Source organism: Methanobacterium sp. (assembly GCF_016217785.1).
Classification (GTDB): Archaea; Methanobacteriota; Methanobacteria; order Methanobacteriales; family Methanobacteriaceae; genus Methanobacterium.
Genome location: NZ_JACRGA010000010.1, coordinates 34979 through 51343, shown reverse-complemented (window position 1 = coordinate 51343; position 16365 = coordinate 34979). Strand labels below are relative to the sequence as shown.

The following is a 16365-nucleotide window of genomic DNA, read 5'->3' as shown; positions in this document are numbered from 1 at the left end:
CAAACTGATAATTAAACTGATAAATCCATTCAAACTGTGATTGTGGTTACTTCCCCCAGACCACCGTCCACTTGGAATTTTTTGTCGGTGAACTTCTCGGCAGCGTAGATGTTGGTGAGGGTGTGCTGGGTCAGTTCTGATATTCTGACTGATGATGAGCCCGTAAGGGCCATGTAGGGAATGATCTGATCACCCATATATTTGTCCAGGGCAGCTCCTTTTGATAACCATGATAAAATCTCTTCTGCTGCTTGCCTTCCAACTATTTCTGCCCGCTTACCCACTTCTCCCCGGGAACTGGCACCCACACGGGGTGTGCTTTTATTTTTAAACTCGCTCCAGAGTACCAGCCCTGAACCTGGGCCTAGAGCATTATTATCATCTGATTTTATCTCGATTTCAGCTTCATAACCTGCACTGTGGATTTTTTTCTCGGCAGCCTGGGCTTGCCTGATGGCCACATGAGGCGGGAGCTTGGTGGCATGGGATATTCCTCTGATAACATCCACCTCCAGATCATGGAGCCTTAATGGTTTCAATTTCTCCACTGGCTCAATCAGGGCACGCACCATACCCCCACCACGAGGATAATATCCGCGCTGTAGTACTTCCAGATCAACAGCAGCACCCATGGAATTCAATACCGGTAGGGTTACATGTTCCAGATAATCCACTGGTGGGGCCCATCTAACATCAGTACCACCTTTGATATTAATTTCAACCCTCTGATCCGCAAATAACGAGGGTATTATCAGAGCTTGAAGGATCAGTGTTATGCTACCGGCAGTTTTTACATCCACCTCCAGTTTCCCCCCACTTATCTGGTCTGGAGTGAAAGTCATCTGGGTTGAACCTAATTCCAATCCAGTGACCTCTGCGTTGGAGAGTTGAGCCAGAGCCAGGGCTGCGTTTAAGTGTTGTGGCATCAGCCCGGGCTTTGGCCGGCTGCTCCTGATATTGGAAATGGCAAATGCATTCCCAGTTAAGGCTGAAAGGGCTGTTGAAACTCTTAAAAGAGCTCCTCCACCTTCCCCAAATGATCCATCGATTTCTATCATGTTAAACAGTTTTTTTAATCTTAAACATGAGAATTGATTGTTATGAGAATTGATTGTTAAAAATAGTTTATGGAGTTTATTATGAAAACATTAGCTTGGAATCATGTAAATTCATCTTTAGTAATTGATTCCACAGGATCAATTCACTTTATTCAGATCCCTTCATATAAAAGACTCAAACAGGCTTCATCATCATTTACAATTTCCCTTACTCGTTTTAATGAGTCCTTCAGAGCGTTTATTATTTGATTATCATCCACTCTTCCGGCATCAAGTGCAGCGAGATCCAGGCGGATGGTGGCCGATACCCCAGGCATTCCCACTGCAGGGATGGTAACTATGTGATGTTCTTTTAAGAGTATCATGGCCATTAAAGTGGCTAACTCGCGTGCGGAAAGGGTGGTGGTCCCTTCTTTTGAGGTGATTTCTTTTTCGAGGTTTTTTGCTGAAATCATGATCCCTGTGGGTGTTTTCTCAACACCATCCATCACATTCCTGGCCATAATATTGAGTTTATCCCTCCTATCCAGGGAATCTAAGAGTCTCTGGGGGTTGAAATCCTCCAGGGCCCTTACAATGCCTGCAACAATTGGTGGTTGGGCTTCCAGCCCAAACTGATGTGCCTTGTCTTTTATCCGATTAATTAATGTGGCTTTTCCTGCCATTAATCCTGCTCGTGGGCCGTTCATTAATTTGTCAGTACTGGTTACAACCAGATCCGCGCCCATGTCCAGTGCCCTGGGTTGATTATAGATAACGGTGCGTATCCGTGCTCCGGATGCATCATCAACCAGCACCGGGATCTGTTGCTGGTGGGAAATCTTGATGATCCTCTTAAAATCATTTAAAGGAAGCACCTGGTGATCCATGGTGGATCCGGTTATAATTACCAGTGCTGTTTCATCACTGAGCTGGAAATCAGGTAGATTGTCAAATTCCCGGTAAGATGCACCCCGGAGCTTTGCACTGCGGGGAATAGACGGGTGTGAAGGTAATTCTGGTAGGTAGTGTAGTACTTCTTCACCGGGTTTTACCAGGGCCAGTATGGCGGCCAGTATGGCGGCACTGGTGCGGTTGAATGCAGCTACTTTCTCCCCAGCCAAGTGTTTTTTTCCCTCTTTCTGGAGGTTTAATTCAAAAATAGCAGGACCGGAATAGGTTTCCAGTAGGTTAAGGTCTGATTTTTTAACTGGGAATCCTCCGGCTAGCCCTGAAAGGTCGTATAAACAGGATCTTCCCTCTTGATTTACCAGGGCTGCGATGAATCTTAATGCAGTTTCTCTTCTTTTTACTTCATCCAGGGAAGAACATATGAGCATTTCAGTCGTCCTTAGAATATTTTTTATGACTTTCTGCTTTCAGGATAATGGCATCGTCAGCCGAGTTTTGCAGGGCTGCGCTGAAACCAGGTTCAGCTCCAATAACTAGGGTTTCTTTCCCATTTTCCTTAGCTTTATTGATGATTGGTAAAAAATCAGCATCCCGAGTCATAAGGGCTACTACATCAATATTGGGATTGTAGATAAGTTCCATGGCCTCAACTGCCATGTAAACATCAGTATCTCCTGCCACCACAATAGGTGTGAATCCCTGGTTTACTATGGCTTCGATGAGTTTGTCTGAGGCATACTGGTTCAAAAGAACCTTACCCACCCTCATATTACCATATTCTGCTATTATCTCCCGTACCAAATCTAAATTAAGGCTGAATTCCTTCCTCAGCATGTTAGGGCCATCCACCAGGAGTCCTATATTTTTAGATCCCCCTGATTCTGACTTTCTAAGCGGGATGTAAGAAGTTAATTTTTCAAAACTTCGCATTTTTATCCTCCAATATAATCATGGTAAAAAACAGTTTAGGGGTGTGGTGAGTTAAATTGGATTATTATATTGACCTAAATGGATTATTTATTGACTTAAATGGGTAATCATTAAAAACCATGTTCAAACAATTTTTTAAAGTAAACATCTGAAATTAATCGAAAGTCAATAATCCCACCAATACCACAAAATCCCAATATTTGGCCTTTAAAAGGCAATTAGGCTGCTTATTTTTACCATCTTATTTAAATTATTTATATATTTATGAATTTTTACATATATAAACTTTGCAACATAAAGTTTGGGGCCTTAAACTCCCTTCACGAAGTTATTAAGGGCTACTTAAATGATTCGTTCAAAAATAATATCCCAATTTTGCATCCTTAATTAGCGGAATTACAATTACCTTAACAGATACAATTACATTTTAGCATATACAATTTACCATAAACCAGTGTGCATGCCACCTAAAATCATCAAAATAGCAGTGCGTGAAGTTTTTTAAGGTTTATTAGGGTGTTTAAAACTTTCTTTTAGTGAAAAAGAGTATTTTTGTTTACAATTTTTCTTATTAGAAAGATATTAACCCTATTTGTTTTTTTGGAAATCTATTTCCGATTTAAGACTCTGTTTTACATTTTTGGAAATCTGTTTACTCCACTTCCAGAGTAAATGCATCACCGAAAAGATCTTTTATTACAGGGAGATCTTCTTCAGATATGTTTATTACTTCCACATCAGCCATGTCTCGGAAGTAATATTCTGCATTGGCAATTTGACCCTCATCATTCATGTACAGGTATAGTCCGTCCACGAATTCCTCTGGATTTTGTGATGGGAGGAATATTTCAAAACGGATGAGGATTTGGGAACCTGGAATATTATCCTGAAGGTCCTGTTTCTTCTGTTCATCCTGCAAAGCTGCTCTAAATTCTTTCATCCGGGAATTAAGCTCCTTCAGTATTCTTTGTTCATCGTTACTCATGAATTCACCTAATCTCATATTTAATTTAACTCATATGTATTATACTTCTTATTGGTTTTTCTGCCTTTAAATATAACTGGAAGTGGATTTATACACTTCAGGAATATATAAAGAAACTTCAGGATATATATAAAGAAATAATAGGGTGAAGTATTAATAGTTTTTCCTCGAAGTAAAATTAGATTCTACTTGTATGAACTGTAATTCTTACTTGTATGTGTATTTCTTTTCTTCAAACTCAATGGTGAATTCTGTGCCTTTATCCCTTTTGAGTTCAATGTTTCCATCAATCTGATCAGTTAAAATGTTAACCAAACGTAAACCCAGTGATTTTGTGTTTTTATAGTCAATATTTTCCGGGAACCCCACACCATTATCAGTGACTGTTAGCCTGTATTTGGGATGGTTGTGATGGAAGCCTATATCTATCTGACCACTTCGATCATTGGGAAATGCGTGTTTCAGGCAGTTTGATAGAAGTTCATTCACAATGAGCCCTAAAGGAATCATGGTGTTGATGTCTATCATTACTTCCTCAACATTGAACTTAAGCTTCACACGATCTGGATCAGTGGCATAAGTCCGGAAAAGGTCGCTGGCCAGTGTTTGGATGTACTCCCCAATATCGATATTTTTAAGATGGCTGGACTGGTATAATCTGTCATGGATAAGTGCCATGGACCTGGCACGATTCTGACTGTCTTTGAAAACATTCAGAACTTCTTCATCCTTAATATAACGGGATTGAAGGTTCAAAAGACTGGATATGATCATCAGATTGTTCTTAACCCTGTGGTGAATTTCCCTTAAAAGCATCTCTTTTTCTTCAAGAGAAAGTTGTATCTTTTCTTTCATCTTGTTACGTTCAGTTATATCCCTGGCAATGGATAAAGACAGTTTATCCTCTTTTAAGGTGAAAATATGGGTGCTGATCTCAACTGGTATTTTAACACCATCCTTGGATATTAGAACTGTTTCAAAGGTGATTTTATCATTTTCATCCAGGTCTCTCATGTGGTTGGATCCAGTGAATGATTCAAGATCCTCAATATCCTTGGGTGACATTTCCAGGAGTTCTTCATGGGTGTACCCCAGTATCTGACTGGCAATACTGTTAACCTCAACAAAATTTCCGGAAATTCCATCTTCAGTGAGTTTATGCAGGAAAATAGCATCATTAGCATTGTTGAATAGGTTGCGGAATTTCTCTTCACTATCATGCAATGCCTCCTCAGCACCTCTATTTTTAAGTGCCACTGAGGATAGGTTCACCATGGTTTGAAGTGCACTGGAATCTAACACATCATTAACATCCAGGAATATGCTGGCACTGCCATATATCCGTTCATCCCACTTAAATCCAGTAACGTATATCTCCCCAATGTTCAGGAGCTTTTCAAGTTCTTGACATTGATTTTCAGGAACATTTCCCCCTAAGATCTCAAAAATACCCCCATTAACTCGGTAGGGTTGGTTTTTTAAAATGGCTCCTTTCCCCTTTTTAGTGAGTGAGGAACATTGAATGGTGAAATTATTTAAGTCTTTATCTGGGAAGTTATCCTGAAGGATTTTGATCTTTAGTGGATTTCCAGCTACATTTTTTACTTTAAAAGTATTCAGATACGGATTGTAGGTAGATATAATTACAAAACCTTCACCAATCAGTTTTTCTATTTTTTCACCTATGAACTGGTAAATATCAAATTCAAGGGGTAATTCCAAGAAATCAAGGGCAGTATCCGATATAAATGTCTCAAAGGATGGGAAAAGTCTTTTTTTGTCATTTCTGAGTTTGAAATTTTCTTCTTCCAGTGATGAAATTCTCTTGAGTGACTCTTCCAGCTCATTGACAAGGTGTTCTCTGGATTTATTGTGAATATTCATTTAATGCCTCCCCCAGATTTGTTTTAAGTGCAGAATTGAGGGTTAATTTTTTATTCAAGTCACCATGGGGATTTAAATTTTCAGTATTTAAATTTCAGTAACTTAGAATTTGCTGAAAACTTTTTTAATCCCCACACCTTTGTAGTCCCAATTCCAACATCTTAATTCCCCATTCTATATCCTAGTTGAATCTATTTTACTTTGATTTTCCGTATTTAGTTTCTTTGAATTTAATGCAGAATTCAGTTCCATTGGAGGTGTCCAGTTCTATTTGACCATCAATTTGACGAGTTAAATTGTTAACCAATTGTAATCCAAGTGATTCAGTGTTACGGTAGTCTATATCTTCAGGAAAAGCTATTCCCGTGTCACCGATTTTTAATTGGTACTGGTCACCGATTAATTTGAAATCAACGGTTATATCACCAGACATTCCATCAGGGAATCCATGTTTAAGGGCATTGGACACCAGTTCATTCAGGATCAATCCCAGGGGAATGGATGTGTTGATATCCATCATCACATCTTCAACATCAATATCCAGGTTGATCCGGCCAGAACCATCAGCATAGGTGTGGAAAAGGTCTTTGGATAGTGTTCGAATATAGTCACCGAAGTTGATCCGTTTTAGATCCGTGGATCGGTACAGTCTTTCGTGTATTAATGCCATGGAGTTTGCCCGGCTTTGACTCTCCTTAAAAATACCTAAAGCCTCTTTATCCTTAATGTACCGTGACTGTAAATTCAGTAGACTGGATATGATCATCAGATTGTTCTTAACCCGGTGATGAATTTCTTTAAGGAGCATTTCCTTTTCATGGAGGGACTGCTGTATTTCCTCTTCCATTTCCACCCTTTTGGTGATATCTCTACTAACCGCAAGCACACCAGTTATATTTCCCGCATTGCCGGTCATTATATTGGTTACAGCTTCTGTGGGAACTATGCTACCATCTTTACATACCTGGTCAACCCGGAATGTCTGCATTTTGACAGATTCATCTCCAGAAAGGAAGGCCTGAATTTTCAATGGTAACTTTTCCATTATGTACTGGTATGATTCCGAGGTTAACACATCTTCCAGGGATTGGTTTAACACTTCTTCTGCTGTGTATCCCCTTAATTTATAAACTGATGGACTTACATATGTAAATTTCTGAGAGTTTATGTCCATTACCCATATAACATCACCGGAATTCTCTGAAATGAGACGGTACTTCTCTTCACTTTCGGTTAAAGCTATTTCTGCTTGCTTGCGTTGGGTTATATTTTCGAAAACCGCCACAAAGTATTCCCGGGCTGGGCTGAATACGGATATGTTCAACCAGATTTGGAGGGGTTTGAAATAGGTTTCTATTGATTCAGACACTCCAGTCATGGCAACACGGCCGTATATCTCAAATAATTCTGGTTGCGCTTCTATGATTCCCGGAATGGCTTCTGTAATTTTTTTTCCTTCGATGTTTTCCAGACCGGTGAGTTTGTAAAAAGCACTGTTAACATCGATGTATATCCAGTCCTGGGGATGGCCTTCATCATCAAAGAGCATTTTACAGTAGGCAAATCCTTCCAGCATGTTTTCAAATAAGGTTCTGTACTTTTTCTCACTTTCCACCAAAGCTTTTTCAACTTTCTTACGTTCGGTGATGTCACGGGAAACAGCAATGGCAACTTCCTGGCCCTGAAGTTGGAAGAGGTGATTGCTCACTTCTACCTGTATTCGTTTTCCCTCCTTGGTAACGTGAATCATCTCAAAATTAGCATGACCATTTTTTCTGAGGGCTTTTGCATTTTCAGGCATTTTATCCCGGAAATCAGGGGCCACAATATCTGCTGGAGACATACTCAAAAACTCTTCCCTGGTGTAACCCAGTCTTTTTTGACCTACCTGGTTTACCTCCAGAAAGTTACCTGGAAGGCCATCTTCTTTCATAAGGTTCAAACTGATCATGTCATTGGCATTGTTGAACACTTCCCGGAACTTCTCTTCATTTTCCGTTAAGGCAACCTCCATTTGTCGGCGTTGTGTCACATCATGAGCTAAATGGATGCTACCTCTCAACTGGCCATCATCATCGATTATGGGTGAAACTGAGACACTGTAATCTCCGTGGAGTTTATCAATGAAGAATTCACTGCTGTGAGGTTGTTGATCCTGTATGAGCAAGGAATGGGGACAGAAAGAGGGTGGCTCGCTGGTGCCATGAACCACTGAATAACATTTCACACCAACCAGATTACTTGAGTCAGTATGTAGGCCCTGGGCCATGGCTTTATTAACCTTTTTTATGTTATGGTTCCCATCAATAATGGCTATGGGATCAGGCAAGGCATTAAAGGTGAGTTCCCACTCATCTTCAGAATGTCTCAGTTTTAATTCCGCATTTTTACGTTCAGTAATATCTTCTAATGTCTCTAAAACACCAATAATATCTCCTTTACCATCTCTGATTTCTGCAGCGGTGAAATAGAGCCATGTGCCATTTTCACCAACGTCCGGGAAGAAATCCTCGGCTTCAAAGGCATTTTCTACGTAGGGGGATTTTCTGCACTTGTCCTTGTACCATTCCCGGATCCCCTCTAGATCACGGTCCACGAGTAAATCAGCCATTAACGGTCTTTCTTTATGGTACAATATTGTACGGTGTTTATTTGTTCCCAGTATTTCACTGGCCATGCTTCCGGTGTATTTTTCAAGGGCTTTATTCCAAAAAATAACCTTGTGATTGTGATTTATGATAAATTGAGGAATGGGAGATGCATCTATTATTGCAAAAGTTAAATCAGCAACCCTAATATCTTTTTGCTCCATACATCTCACCCCCATATTCTACTTGAATTGTAAGTTTTTTTGATATTTACAGATTTTTTTTAGTATCCTAGAAAATAATTGATATTGTATCCTGCAAATAATTGAAATTGTATCCTACAAATAATATGAAATTTCTTATGTAGCCCCCAATCCAGGGCTATCCCATAGTATATTATAACTCTGTTTTTTAAAAAATTTATAACTATGCCCCTAACCCATTTCCTTTAGAAATAAATTGAAAAATTAAAATGTATTGATATACACTGCCCCTTTTTTTTAGTTTCCCTGTAAAGCTCTTATCAGCCCCGGCCCATCTCTTATCAGCCCAGTCCATGTGTTTCTTGATTTGGGGTACTTTAAATCGGTAAGGCTATTTAAAACACACTTTAAAATATATTAATAATGGGAAACATAAATAATACAACGTATAGGTGCTTGATTTCACTATTGATATCTCGGGGGTTCATTAATGAGCAGTAGTCCGTATAAATGGGGAGTAGTTTTAATTGCCTGCATGGCAATCTTTATCATTGTTTTAGATTCATCAGCAATGAACGTGGCCATAAGTACGCTGGTTGTAGAGTTAAACACAAGTTTATCTGTTATCCAAGCCATTATAGCATTATATGCCCTGATAATTGCTTCTTTTATGTTGTTGGGGAGTAAAATCCAGGATATTCTGGGTAGAAAGAAAACATTCATGGTGGGGCTGATGGTATATGCTTCAGGGACAATCATTGCCACCTTAAGTATCAATGCAGGGATGCTTCTTTTAGGATGGGCTGTTCTGGAGGGTATTGGTGCGGCGATGATTTTACCGGCCACCACCACCCTAGTGGGGGCCAGTTATGAAGGTAAGGATAAGGTCACTGCCTTTGGGATATGGGGAGGTATTGCAGCAGTGGGTGCTGCAGTGGGACCCATTGTGGGTGGGGTTTTCACCACCTACCTCAGCTGGAGACTGGTGTTTGGATCAGAGCTGATATTTGTTGTGATTATATTACTATTCCGGCACTACTTAACCGAATCAAAACCAACCCTCAAATGGAAAGATTTAGACATAGTGGGGGCGTTACTTTCCATAGTTTCTTTGATACTAATTGTTCTGGGTATTCTACTTCTCAGCAAACCACAGAACTGGGAATATGTATCGGTACTGGTGGTTTCAGGTTCAATTCTCTTTGTAATCTTTCTATTATGGGAGAGAAGAAGGATCAATAGGGATTTGGAACCATTATCAGATATAACCCTGCTGAAAAATCGTGTGTTTGGATTGGGAAACCTGAACTCGGTTATACAGCAGATACCCCTGGCAGGGTTTCTTTTCATCATCCCAGTATTCCTGCAGCAGGTAACCAAACTAAACGCCTTTGACACTGGTTTGGCCCTCTTACCTGCTTCGGTAACCATTCTAATCTTTTCACTCATTGGTGCCAAATTATCATCGGTTCTAGAGTCCAAGTATATCGTTATGATTGGATTTGTGGTTGCCGCAGCAGGGACCTATATACTTGGCGGGGTATTCAACCTGAACACCCAGATAATAGACCTGGTGCCGGGTACGGTTGTTTTTGGTGTGGGTATTGGTTTACTCCTCTCCCAGTTAACCAATCTCACCATGTCAGCAGCAGGTGATGATCAGGAAACTGATGCTTCTGGTTTGCTTAATTGCTTTAAAAATCTGGGTTACTCCCTGGGAACAGCTTTGATAGGGGTTTTGCTCCTGCTGGGCATATTTGGTGGATTGACCTCTGGAATAGAAACATCGGGGGTGGCTGGTAACATGTCCACTCAACAAATTCAGGATGGTCTTATGAGTTATGTGGAAAAGATGCAGACTGGTACTCCTCCCATACCACCAGAACTGGTGCCTTACTCTACCCAGATTATAAATTCATCCATAAGCTCTGCAATGAAGCAAACATTCACGGTATTATCCTTGATCCTGCTTTTAGGATTCATTACCAGCATATTCCTTCCATCAACCAAAAAGGCAGATTAATAACTGGAGGATGACCCGGAAACAGATAATAATAAAAGAAATGATTAATAAATTATATAATATGAACTGAAATTGCATTTGAAATAAAGAATTGATGGAGGTTGGGAAATTGAACAATCAAATAAACGGAATTATAATGATGGTACTGGGTGTAATACTGGCAATTCTCTACTTTGCTTTGCCCACGTTTCTACTGTACACCTACTGGCTAGCAGTAATAATATTCGTGGGATATGGTTTCTACACCTACCAAAAAAGAGGATAGTCCTGCACTACCCCCTTTTTTTCTTCTTTCGTGTAGGTTTACTTTTTTTAATATTTTCATTTAGGTTTTCTAAAAAATTATTATTTAGACCAATTTTTAATAGAAAAACATTTTTACCTGCAGAAATCCCTACCTGCAGAAATCCCTATTTATCAACTTTAAGCGCCTTTTCACCATACCAACTAACTCCCAGGGCACCTAGGGGTGCAGTGAATAATATGGCAATTACAGCTATGGCCAGAATCTCTTGCCCGGATGCAACACCCATTGAAAGTGGAATAGCACCTATGGCTGCCTGTACCGTTGCTTTGGGCATGTAAGCAATTATGCAGAAGATTTTTTCCTGTAAATTTAGATTTGAACCCAATAGTGACAAGTATACCCCTGCACTGCGTGCCATTAAACCTATTATGATTATGGTCAGACCCACCACTGCAAATGAAGCTGCCAGGTAGATGTTCACTTGTGCTCCCACCAGTACAAAGAGCAGTATTTCTGCAAATATCCATATTTTATCAAATTTACCCGAAATCTGCATTCCCAGTTCTGGCATTTTCCCCAGTATAACAAAACCAATCACCATAACACCTACCAGAGCTGCAATTGGAACCAAACTGCTTAATGCATCACCTAAATTCTTTAATATGATGGCTGAAGCGAGGATTATCAGTGTCTTCTCGGTGTTACGTATGTTAAAGCGTTTGAAGACATATATTAAGATAACCGCAATGATCAGTCCAAATAGAATTCCAAGAGCAAATTGTAAGGGAATACTCAGAACTGTCATTAGATAGTTTACCTGCTGGCCTCCGTATATTCCCAGGAATATGGAAAAGATGGTGATGGAAACCACATCATCAACTGAAGCACCGGTTAATATGATAAGTGGGATTCCTTTACTAGTTCCCATCCTTCTCTTGATGAATGAAAGCATTTGGGGGACGATAACTGCAGGGGATACCGCTGCAATGATAAAACCCAGCATTCCTGCTTCAACAAAAGGTAAACCTAAAAGATAGTGGGCTACGAACATTACAGTGAGTCCCTCAACCACATCCGGGATAAAACTCATTTTAACAGCGGACATTCCAACCTTCCGCAGGCTATCCATGTGGATTCCAAATCCTGCCCTCAATAGAATTATGATAAGTGCTATTGCCCTTAAATCCCCAGATATATTTAGTATGGCTTTATCAATGAGATTCAATCCATACGGACCAATAATTATGCCCAAAATAAGCATTCCCAGTAATCCGGGGAGTTTAATTTGTTTAAAGAGTTTGCTGAATAATAGACCAAGTAAGATTATAATGGCTACGCTAAAGGCCACGTACTGAAATTCCATTTAGATCAATCCTAATCTTTAAATAGTTGTTTAGGAGTTATTCCCAACAAGTAGTCAACTAAATTTGATTTAAATTTGTTCAGATAGTGGTATTTGAAAATAGTATTGTTTAGTGGGGTTTTTTCATATTCTAACATTTCGCTTCTTCCTTAGATTTTTTTTAAACAGGAGTCATTAGCTTGTTGTAAGCAGTTTATGGTGAACCCCATCACCGAAGGTAAGTGTTATAATTTTTTATTATATAATACTTTTGAATTTCACCATCCTTTTGAATTTCAATATATCTTACCTTTTTAATAATTTTCGTTGGTAAAAAATGTAAGAACTTAGGAAAATAAGCAAACCAAAAGGAAAATAAGCAAATCTAAAATTTTTCCAAAGAAAATAATGTTTTTTTAAATATTGTAATTTAAGTTAGTAGACCCGGTTATAATAAATCAAAGCAAAACAAGAAAGGGTTTTTTAGGGTTGAAATTCAATTATATAAGTTGAAATTCAATTAAAAAGTTTAATCCAATTAAAAAAAAAATGTATTCAAGTTATCATAACTTGAATTTATCCTGCTATTAGTGCAAAAAGGCCGGCAATAAACATTATGACTATTGCAATCCATAGTAACCACACCGTAAAAACAGGGAATAGCAGGAAAAGAATCAGGAAAATAATAGCAAAACCCACCAGTGACCCACCAGTTGCTTGTTGTTTTTCAACCATTTTTTTCACCTCCTCTACATAATTAATCTATTATTATAATCTCTTTTTTTAAATATAAGTTATTTTCGGGCATTAATTATATAAAAGGGCATGAATTATATTAAAATTCCATAAAATAATTTAAAATTTAACATTAACTTCACCTGAACATTTGTTCCTGCGGGGGTTTCCAGTTTGTCCATGTGCTCTTTTTAACAGTACTAAAAATTTATTTAAAACCAAAATATTTATATAGTGCTAGTACTGATTAGTCATATAACTGACTGGTGAGTCATAAAATAAAATAGCAGGTCATTGATCCATTAGTCACAATTGTTATGGTGAAACATATGGCACTGGCAAAATGGAAGGAAAGAGAAAAAGAACAACGTCGAAATGATATTATCGATGCTGCTAGGAAACTATTCGCTAAAAAAAACCTTGATGAAGTTTCAATGGATAAAATAGCAAATGAAGTTGGTTTTGGCAAAGGTACGCTTTATCTTTATTTTAAAAATAAAGAATCATTATACTTTGCTGTAACCTTACGCAGTACTCGAATTTGGGCAGAAATGGTTAAAAAAGAGGTTAAAAAGGGAAATACTAGTTTAGAAAAGTTAAAATTATATGGAAATGCAAATAGGGAGTTTTCTAATAAATACCCCGATGATTTCAGGCTATTGTATTCCCCTTCATCAATTAAAAAACAATTTGATATGGATAAAATGACGAGTAGTGACCAGTTCCAAGAAGAAAGGGACTTATTCAAAGAAATAATGTTCATAGGAATAGATTTGATACAAAAAGGAATAGATGAGGGTGAAATCAGACCCGATGTGGATCCTACTGAAGCTGCTATTCTCCTATCAGTAATCTTCAATGGTAATGTGAATATGGGGGACTGGAGTAAAGAGATACTGGAAAGCAAGGGGATTGGTGAACAAAAATTTACCAATGATATAGGGGACTTTTTTCTCCACATGTTAATGAAATAAAAGAAACTGGTGAATATCTCAAAGGGAATTAACTGATTAGCTAACTGAGATTTAAATGCGGACAAACATGATTGAATTGAGTTTTTATAGTAAAAAAAAGCTAAATGAGAATTATTATAGTAAAAAAAGAGCCAAATAAGAGCCATTATAGTAAAAGGAGAGATGAATATGGATTTTAATAGATTAGGAAATAATTTAAACCAACTTTTAAAATTGGAAAACGAACCAGTAGCCATAAAATGGTCTGTAAACGAACCAGAAAACGTTGAAAAGGAAGAGGGTAAATCAAGATTCTGCAGTAAACTTGAAAAAGCCATGAAAGGCGAAATGTTCTATGCAACTTTAGAAGAGGAGGAATGTATGGGTGGTGCCAGATACTCTGGACTTAAAAGTATGAGTGAATACCCGGCAAATGTACAAAGTGGTGCATTTATGGTTCCAAGGGGCCTATACAAGGATATTCCGGCAGTGCAGCGTTCAAGGAAAAATGAAACATACATAGAACCTGGAATTTTCAGTGCAATTATCTTCGCCCCGCTTAATAAGGCAGAATTTGAACCAGATGTTGTATTTATAGTCTGTAACGTGAAACAGGGAATGGAAGTACTCCATGCCAATGCATATGATTCAGGATCACATGGGCTGGGCGCTGACGCAGCCCCCATATGCAGTTCAATGGCTGCAGCTCCCTATATGACTGGAAAAGTCACTTATGGATTTGGTGACGTTGGAGCAAGACAAAATATGGATATAAATTCTGGAGAAATCATGGTCAGTATTCCTGGAAGTGATTTATCCCGTATTGTTTCTAATTTGAGTCAAATGAGAACTAAAATGCTATTTAAGGAAGAATAATGTTATTTAAGGAAGAACAATTTTAGGACTAATAAAAATTTCAGGGTATTGTATTTTATTTTATCTTTTTTAAAAGTCCATTTAGTAAAAAAAAGAATTTGACCCCCTCATAAATCGCTGAATCCCTTAAGAATGATAAATGTAAAAAAATAGACCCCAGTGATAACTATGGACTATGAAAACCATTATAAACTTCCTAAGAATAGAATAATCCTGATTATGGCCGGGTTAATGGTTGGGCTTCTGGTAGCTGCCTTTGATTATTCAATCATGGGAACAGCTATGCCTAAAGTTATTAACAGTTTACAGGGAATGGAATATTATACATGGCCCTTTACAGCCTATATGTTAACTTCAACCATTGCCATAATCCTTTTTGGTAAACTATCAGATATTTACGGTAGAAAACATGTTTTAATCCTTGGGATCATCACATTTGTTATAACTTCAGTTATGTGCGGGTTTTCCACCAGTATGTATCAACTGATCTTGTTTAGAGGGCTTCAGGGAATTGGGGGTGGAATTTTAGTATCCCTCCCATTTATGGTGGTTGGAGAAATTTTCTCTCCAAGGGAAAGAGCCAAATACATGGGAATACTGGGATCAGTATTTGGACTGGCAGATGTTTTAGGGCCGATTATTGGTGGAGTGGTCACTGATACTTTCGGCTGGAGATGGGTGTTTTTTATAAATATTCCAGTGGGGATCGCCGCTGTATGCATAATCTGTTATTCTCTTCCCAACTTCAAATTACCAGATGTTAAAAAAATCATTGACTACTCCGGGATCATAACCTTTACACTAACTTTAAGTTCACTGTTTCTGGCACTAACACTGGCTGGAGATTTAAATACATATTCATCAGCTGAGATAGCTGGACTTCTTGTATTTTTAGGAATCATGTTTATACTGTTCATCTCGGCTGAAAAAAGAGCAACAGAACCCATTTTACCATTACATCTATTTAAAAATCCAATATACAATGTATCCTCATTAGAAAGCTTTATAGCCGCAGCATTGATGTTCTGCGGGATAATTTACGTCCCCTTATTTGCACAGGGCGTTTTAGGTATTAGTGCAACAAATTCAGGTCTCCTCATGATCCCTATGCTTTTCAGTCTTACATTGGCCTCAGTAATCACCGGAGAAATAATTTCAAGGACAGGGAGATACAAAAAGCTGGTGATTGCTGAATTTATCATAACCGGAATAGGAGTTGTGCTTTTATCTTCAATGAATATTAATACACCGTATTACCTTTTGCTAGTCTATTCTACTGTTCTGGGTATTGGTTCAGGAATGGCCTATACAATATTCAATGTGGCAGTGCAGAATGCATTTCCACTACGAGAAATAGGTATTGTAACCGCTTCTATACGGTTTTTCAGAAATGTGGGTACCATTGTGTTCGTTTCAATATTTGGATACATAATGAATTTCACACTGGCTAGTTCTGCTACCGCTACTGTAAGTTATACTCAGGCTTTAGCACTTTCTATCCAGAATATTTTTTTAGTGGCCATAGTATTGGCCTTTGTAGGACTCGTTGTTGCATTCTTCCTTGAAGAAATACCTTTGGGTGATGAAAATGAATCAGATGAAGATGCATCCTAATAACTCAGGATAAATTTAAATTTTTAACAGGGAGAC

At 38.4% G+C, this 16365-nt stretch carries 13 protein-coding genes and 1 riboswitch; of the genes, 5 read left to right on the top strand and 8 right to left on the bottom strand.

Translation table 11 applies throughout. From position 1 onward, the window contains the following. Positions 1 to 29: 29 nt before the first annotated feature. From rtcA to HY987_RS04715, 6 genes are all read right to left on the bottom strand, one after another. On the bottom strand, positions 30 to 1058 hold the full coding sequence (rtcA, locus tag HY987_RS04740; RefSeq protein WP_292756142.1) for an RNA 3'-terminal phosphate cyclase: 1029 nt from the start codon (positions 1056 to 1058) through the stop codon (positions 30 to 32). Positions 1059 to 1210: 152 nt separating this feature from the next. Beyond that, on the bottom strand, positions 1211 to 2377 hold the full coding sequence (locus tag HY987_RS04735; RefSeq protein ID WP_292756140.1) for a TIGR03576 family pyridoxal phosphate-dependent enzyme: 1167 nt from the start codon (positions 2375 to 2377) through the stop codon (positions 1211 to 1213). Position 2378: 1 nt separating this feature from the next. After that, on the bottom strand, positions 2379 to 2879 hold the full coding sequence (locus HY987_RS04730) for a TIGR00288 family NYN domain-containing protein (protein ID WP_292756138.1): 501 nt from the start codon (positions 2877 to 2879) through the stop codon (positions 2379 to 2381). 652 nt (positions 2880 to 3531) lie between these two features. Beyond that, positions 3532 to 3864, bottom strand: a complete 333-nt coding sequence (locus HY987_RS04725; protein ID WP_292756137.1) for a hypothetical protein — start codon at positions 3862 to 3864, stop codon at positions 3532 to 3534. Positions 3865 to 4071: 207 nt separating this feature from the next. Then, complete coding sequence (locus HY987_RS04720) at positions 4072 to 5748, bottom strand: histidine kinase dimerization/phosphoacceptor domain -containing protein (protein WP_292756135.1); 1677 nt, start codon at positions 5746 to 5748, stop codon at positions 4072 to 4074. A 196-nt stretch (positions 5749 to 5944) separates the two neighbouring features. Further along, a complete protein-coding gene (locus HY987_RS04715) occupies positions 5945 to 8560 on the bottom strand; it encodes a PAS domain S-box protein (protein ID WP_292756134.1) in 2616 nt (871 codons plus the stop codon). Between the two features lie 469 nt (positions 8561 to 9029). On the opposite strand from HY987_RS04715, the gene HY987_RS04710 reads away from it, so the two are divergent. Next, the gene (locus HY987_RS04710; RefSeq protein WP_292756132.1) at positions 9030 to 10562 is read left to right on the top strand and encodes an MFS transporter; all 1533 of its coding nucleotides are present in this window, start codon (positions 9030 to 9032) and stop codon (positions 10560 to 10562) included. Between the two features lie 109 nt (positions 10563 to 10671). Beyond that, complete coding sequence (locus tag HY987_RS04705; RefSeq protein WP_292756130.1) at positions 10672 to 10827, top strand: hypothetical protein; 156 nt, start codon at positions 10672 to 10674, stop codon at positions 10825 to 10827. 145 nt (positions 10828 to 10972) lie between these two features. Here the strand turns inward: HY987_RS04705 and HY987_RS04700 are convergent, their stop codons facing one another. After that, positions 10973 to 12172 carry a cation:proton antiporter gene (locus HY987_RS04700; RefSeq protein WP_292756128.1) on the bottom strand — a complete coding sequence of 400 codons (1200 nt, stop codon included), beginning with the start codon at positions 12170 to 12172 and terminating at the stop codon, positions 10973 to 10975. 158 nt (positions 12173 to 12330) lie between these two features. Then, positions 12331 to 12394, bottom strand: a riboswitch (Fluoride riboswitch). 333 nt (positions 12395 to 12727) lie between these two features. Then, entirely contained in the window at positions 12728 to 12886 is a 159-nt protein-coding gene (locus tag HY987_RS04695; protein WP_292756126.1) for a hypothetical protein, read from the bottom strand. A 329-nt stretch (positions 12887 to 13215) separates the two neighbouring features. On the opposite strand from HY987_RS04695, the gene HY987_RS04690 reads away from it, so the two are divergent. The 3 genes from HY987_RS04690 to HY987_RS04680 all read left to right on the top strand — a co-directional run bounded on the left by HY987_RS04690 (position 13216) and on the right by HY987_RS04680 (position 16329). Continuing rightward, the gene (locus HY987_RS04690; RefSeq protein WP_292756124.1) at positions 13216 to 13860 is read left to right on the top strand and encodes a TetR/AcrR family transcriptional regulator; all 645 of its coding nucleotides are present in this window, start codon (positions 13216 to 13218) and stop codon (positions 13858 to 13860) included. A 168-nt stretch (positions 13861 to 14028) separates the two neighbouring features. Beyond that, positions 14029 to 14715, top strand: a complete 687-nt coding sequence (locus tag HY987_RS04685) for a DUF169 domain-containing protein (protein WP_292756122.1) — start codon at positions 14029 to 14031, stop codon at positions 14713 to 14715. 168 nt (positions 14716 to 14883) lie between these two features. Next, a complete protein-coding gene (locus HY987_RS04680; RefSeq protein ID WP_292756120.1) occupies positions 14884 to 16329 on the top strand; it encodes an MDR family MFS transporter in 1446 nt (481 codons plus the stop codon). The last annotated feature ends 36 nt before the right edge of the window (positions 16330 to 16365 follow it).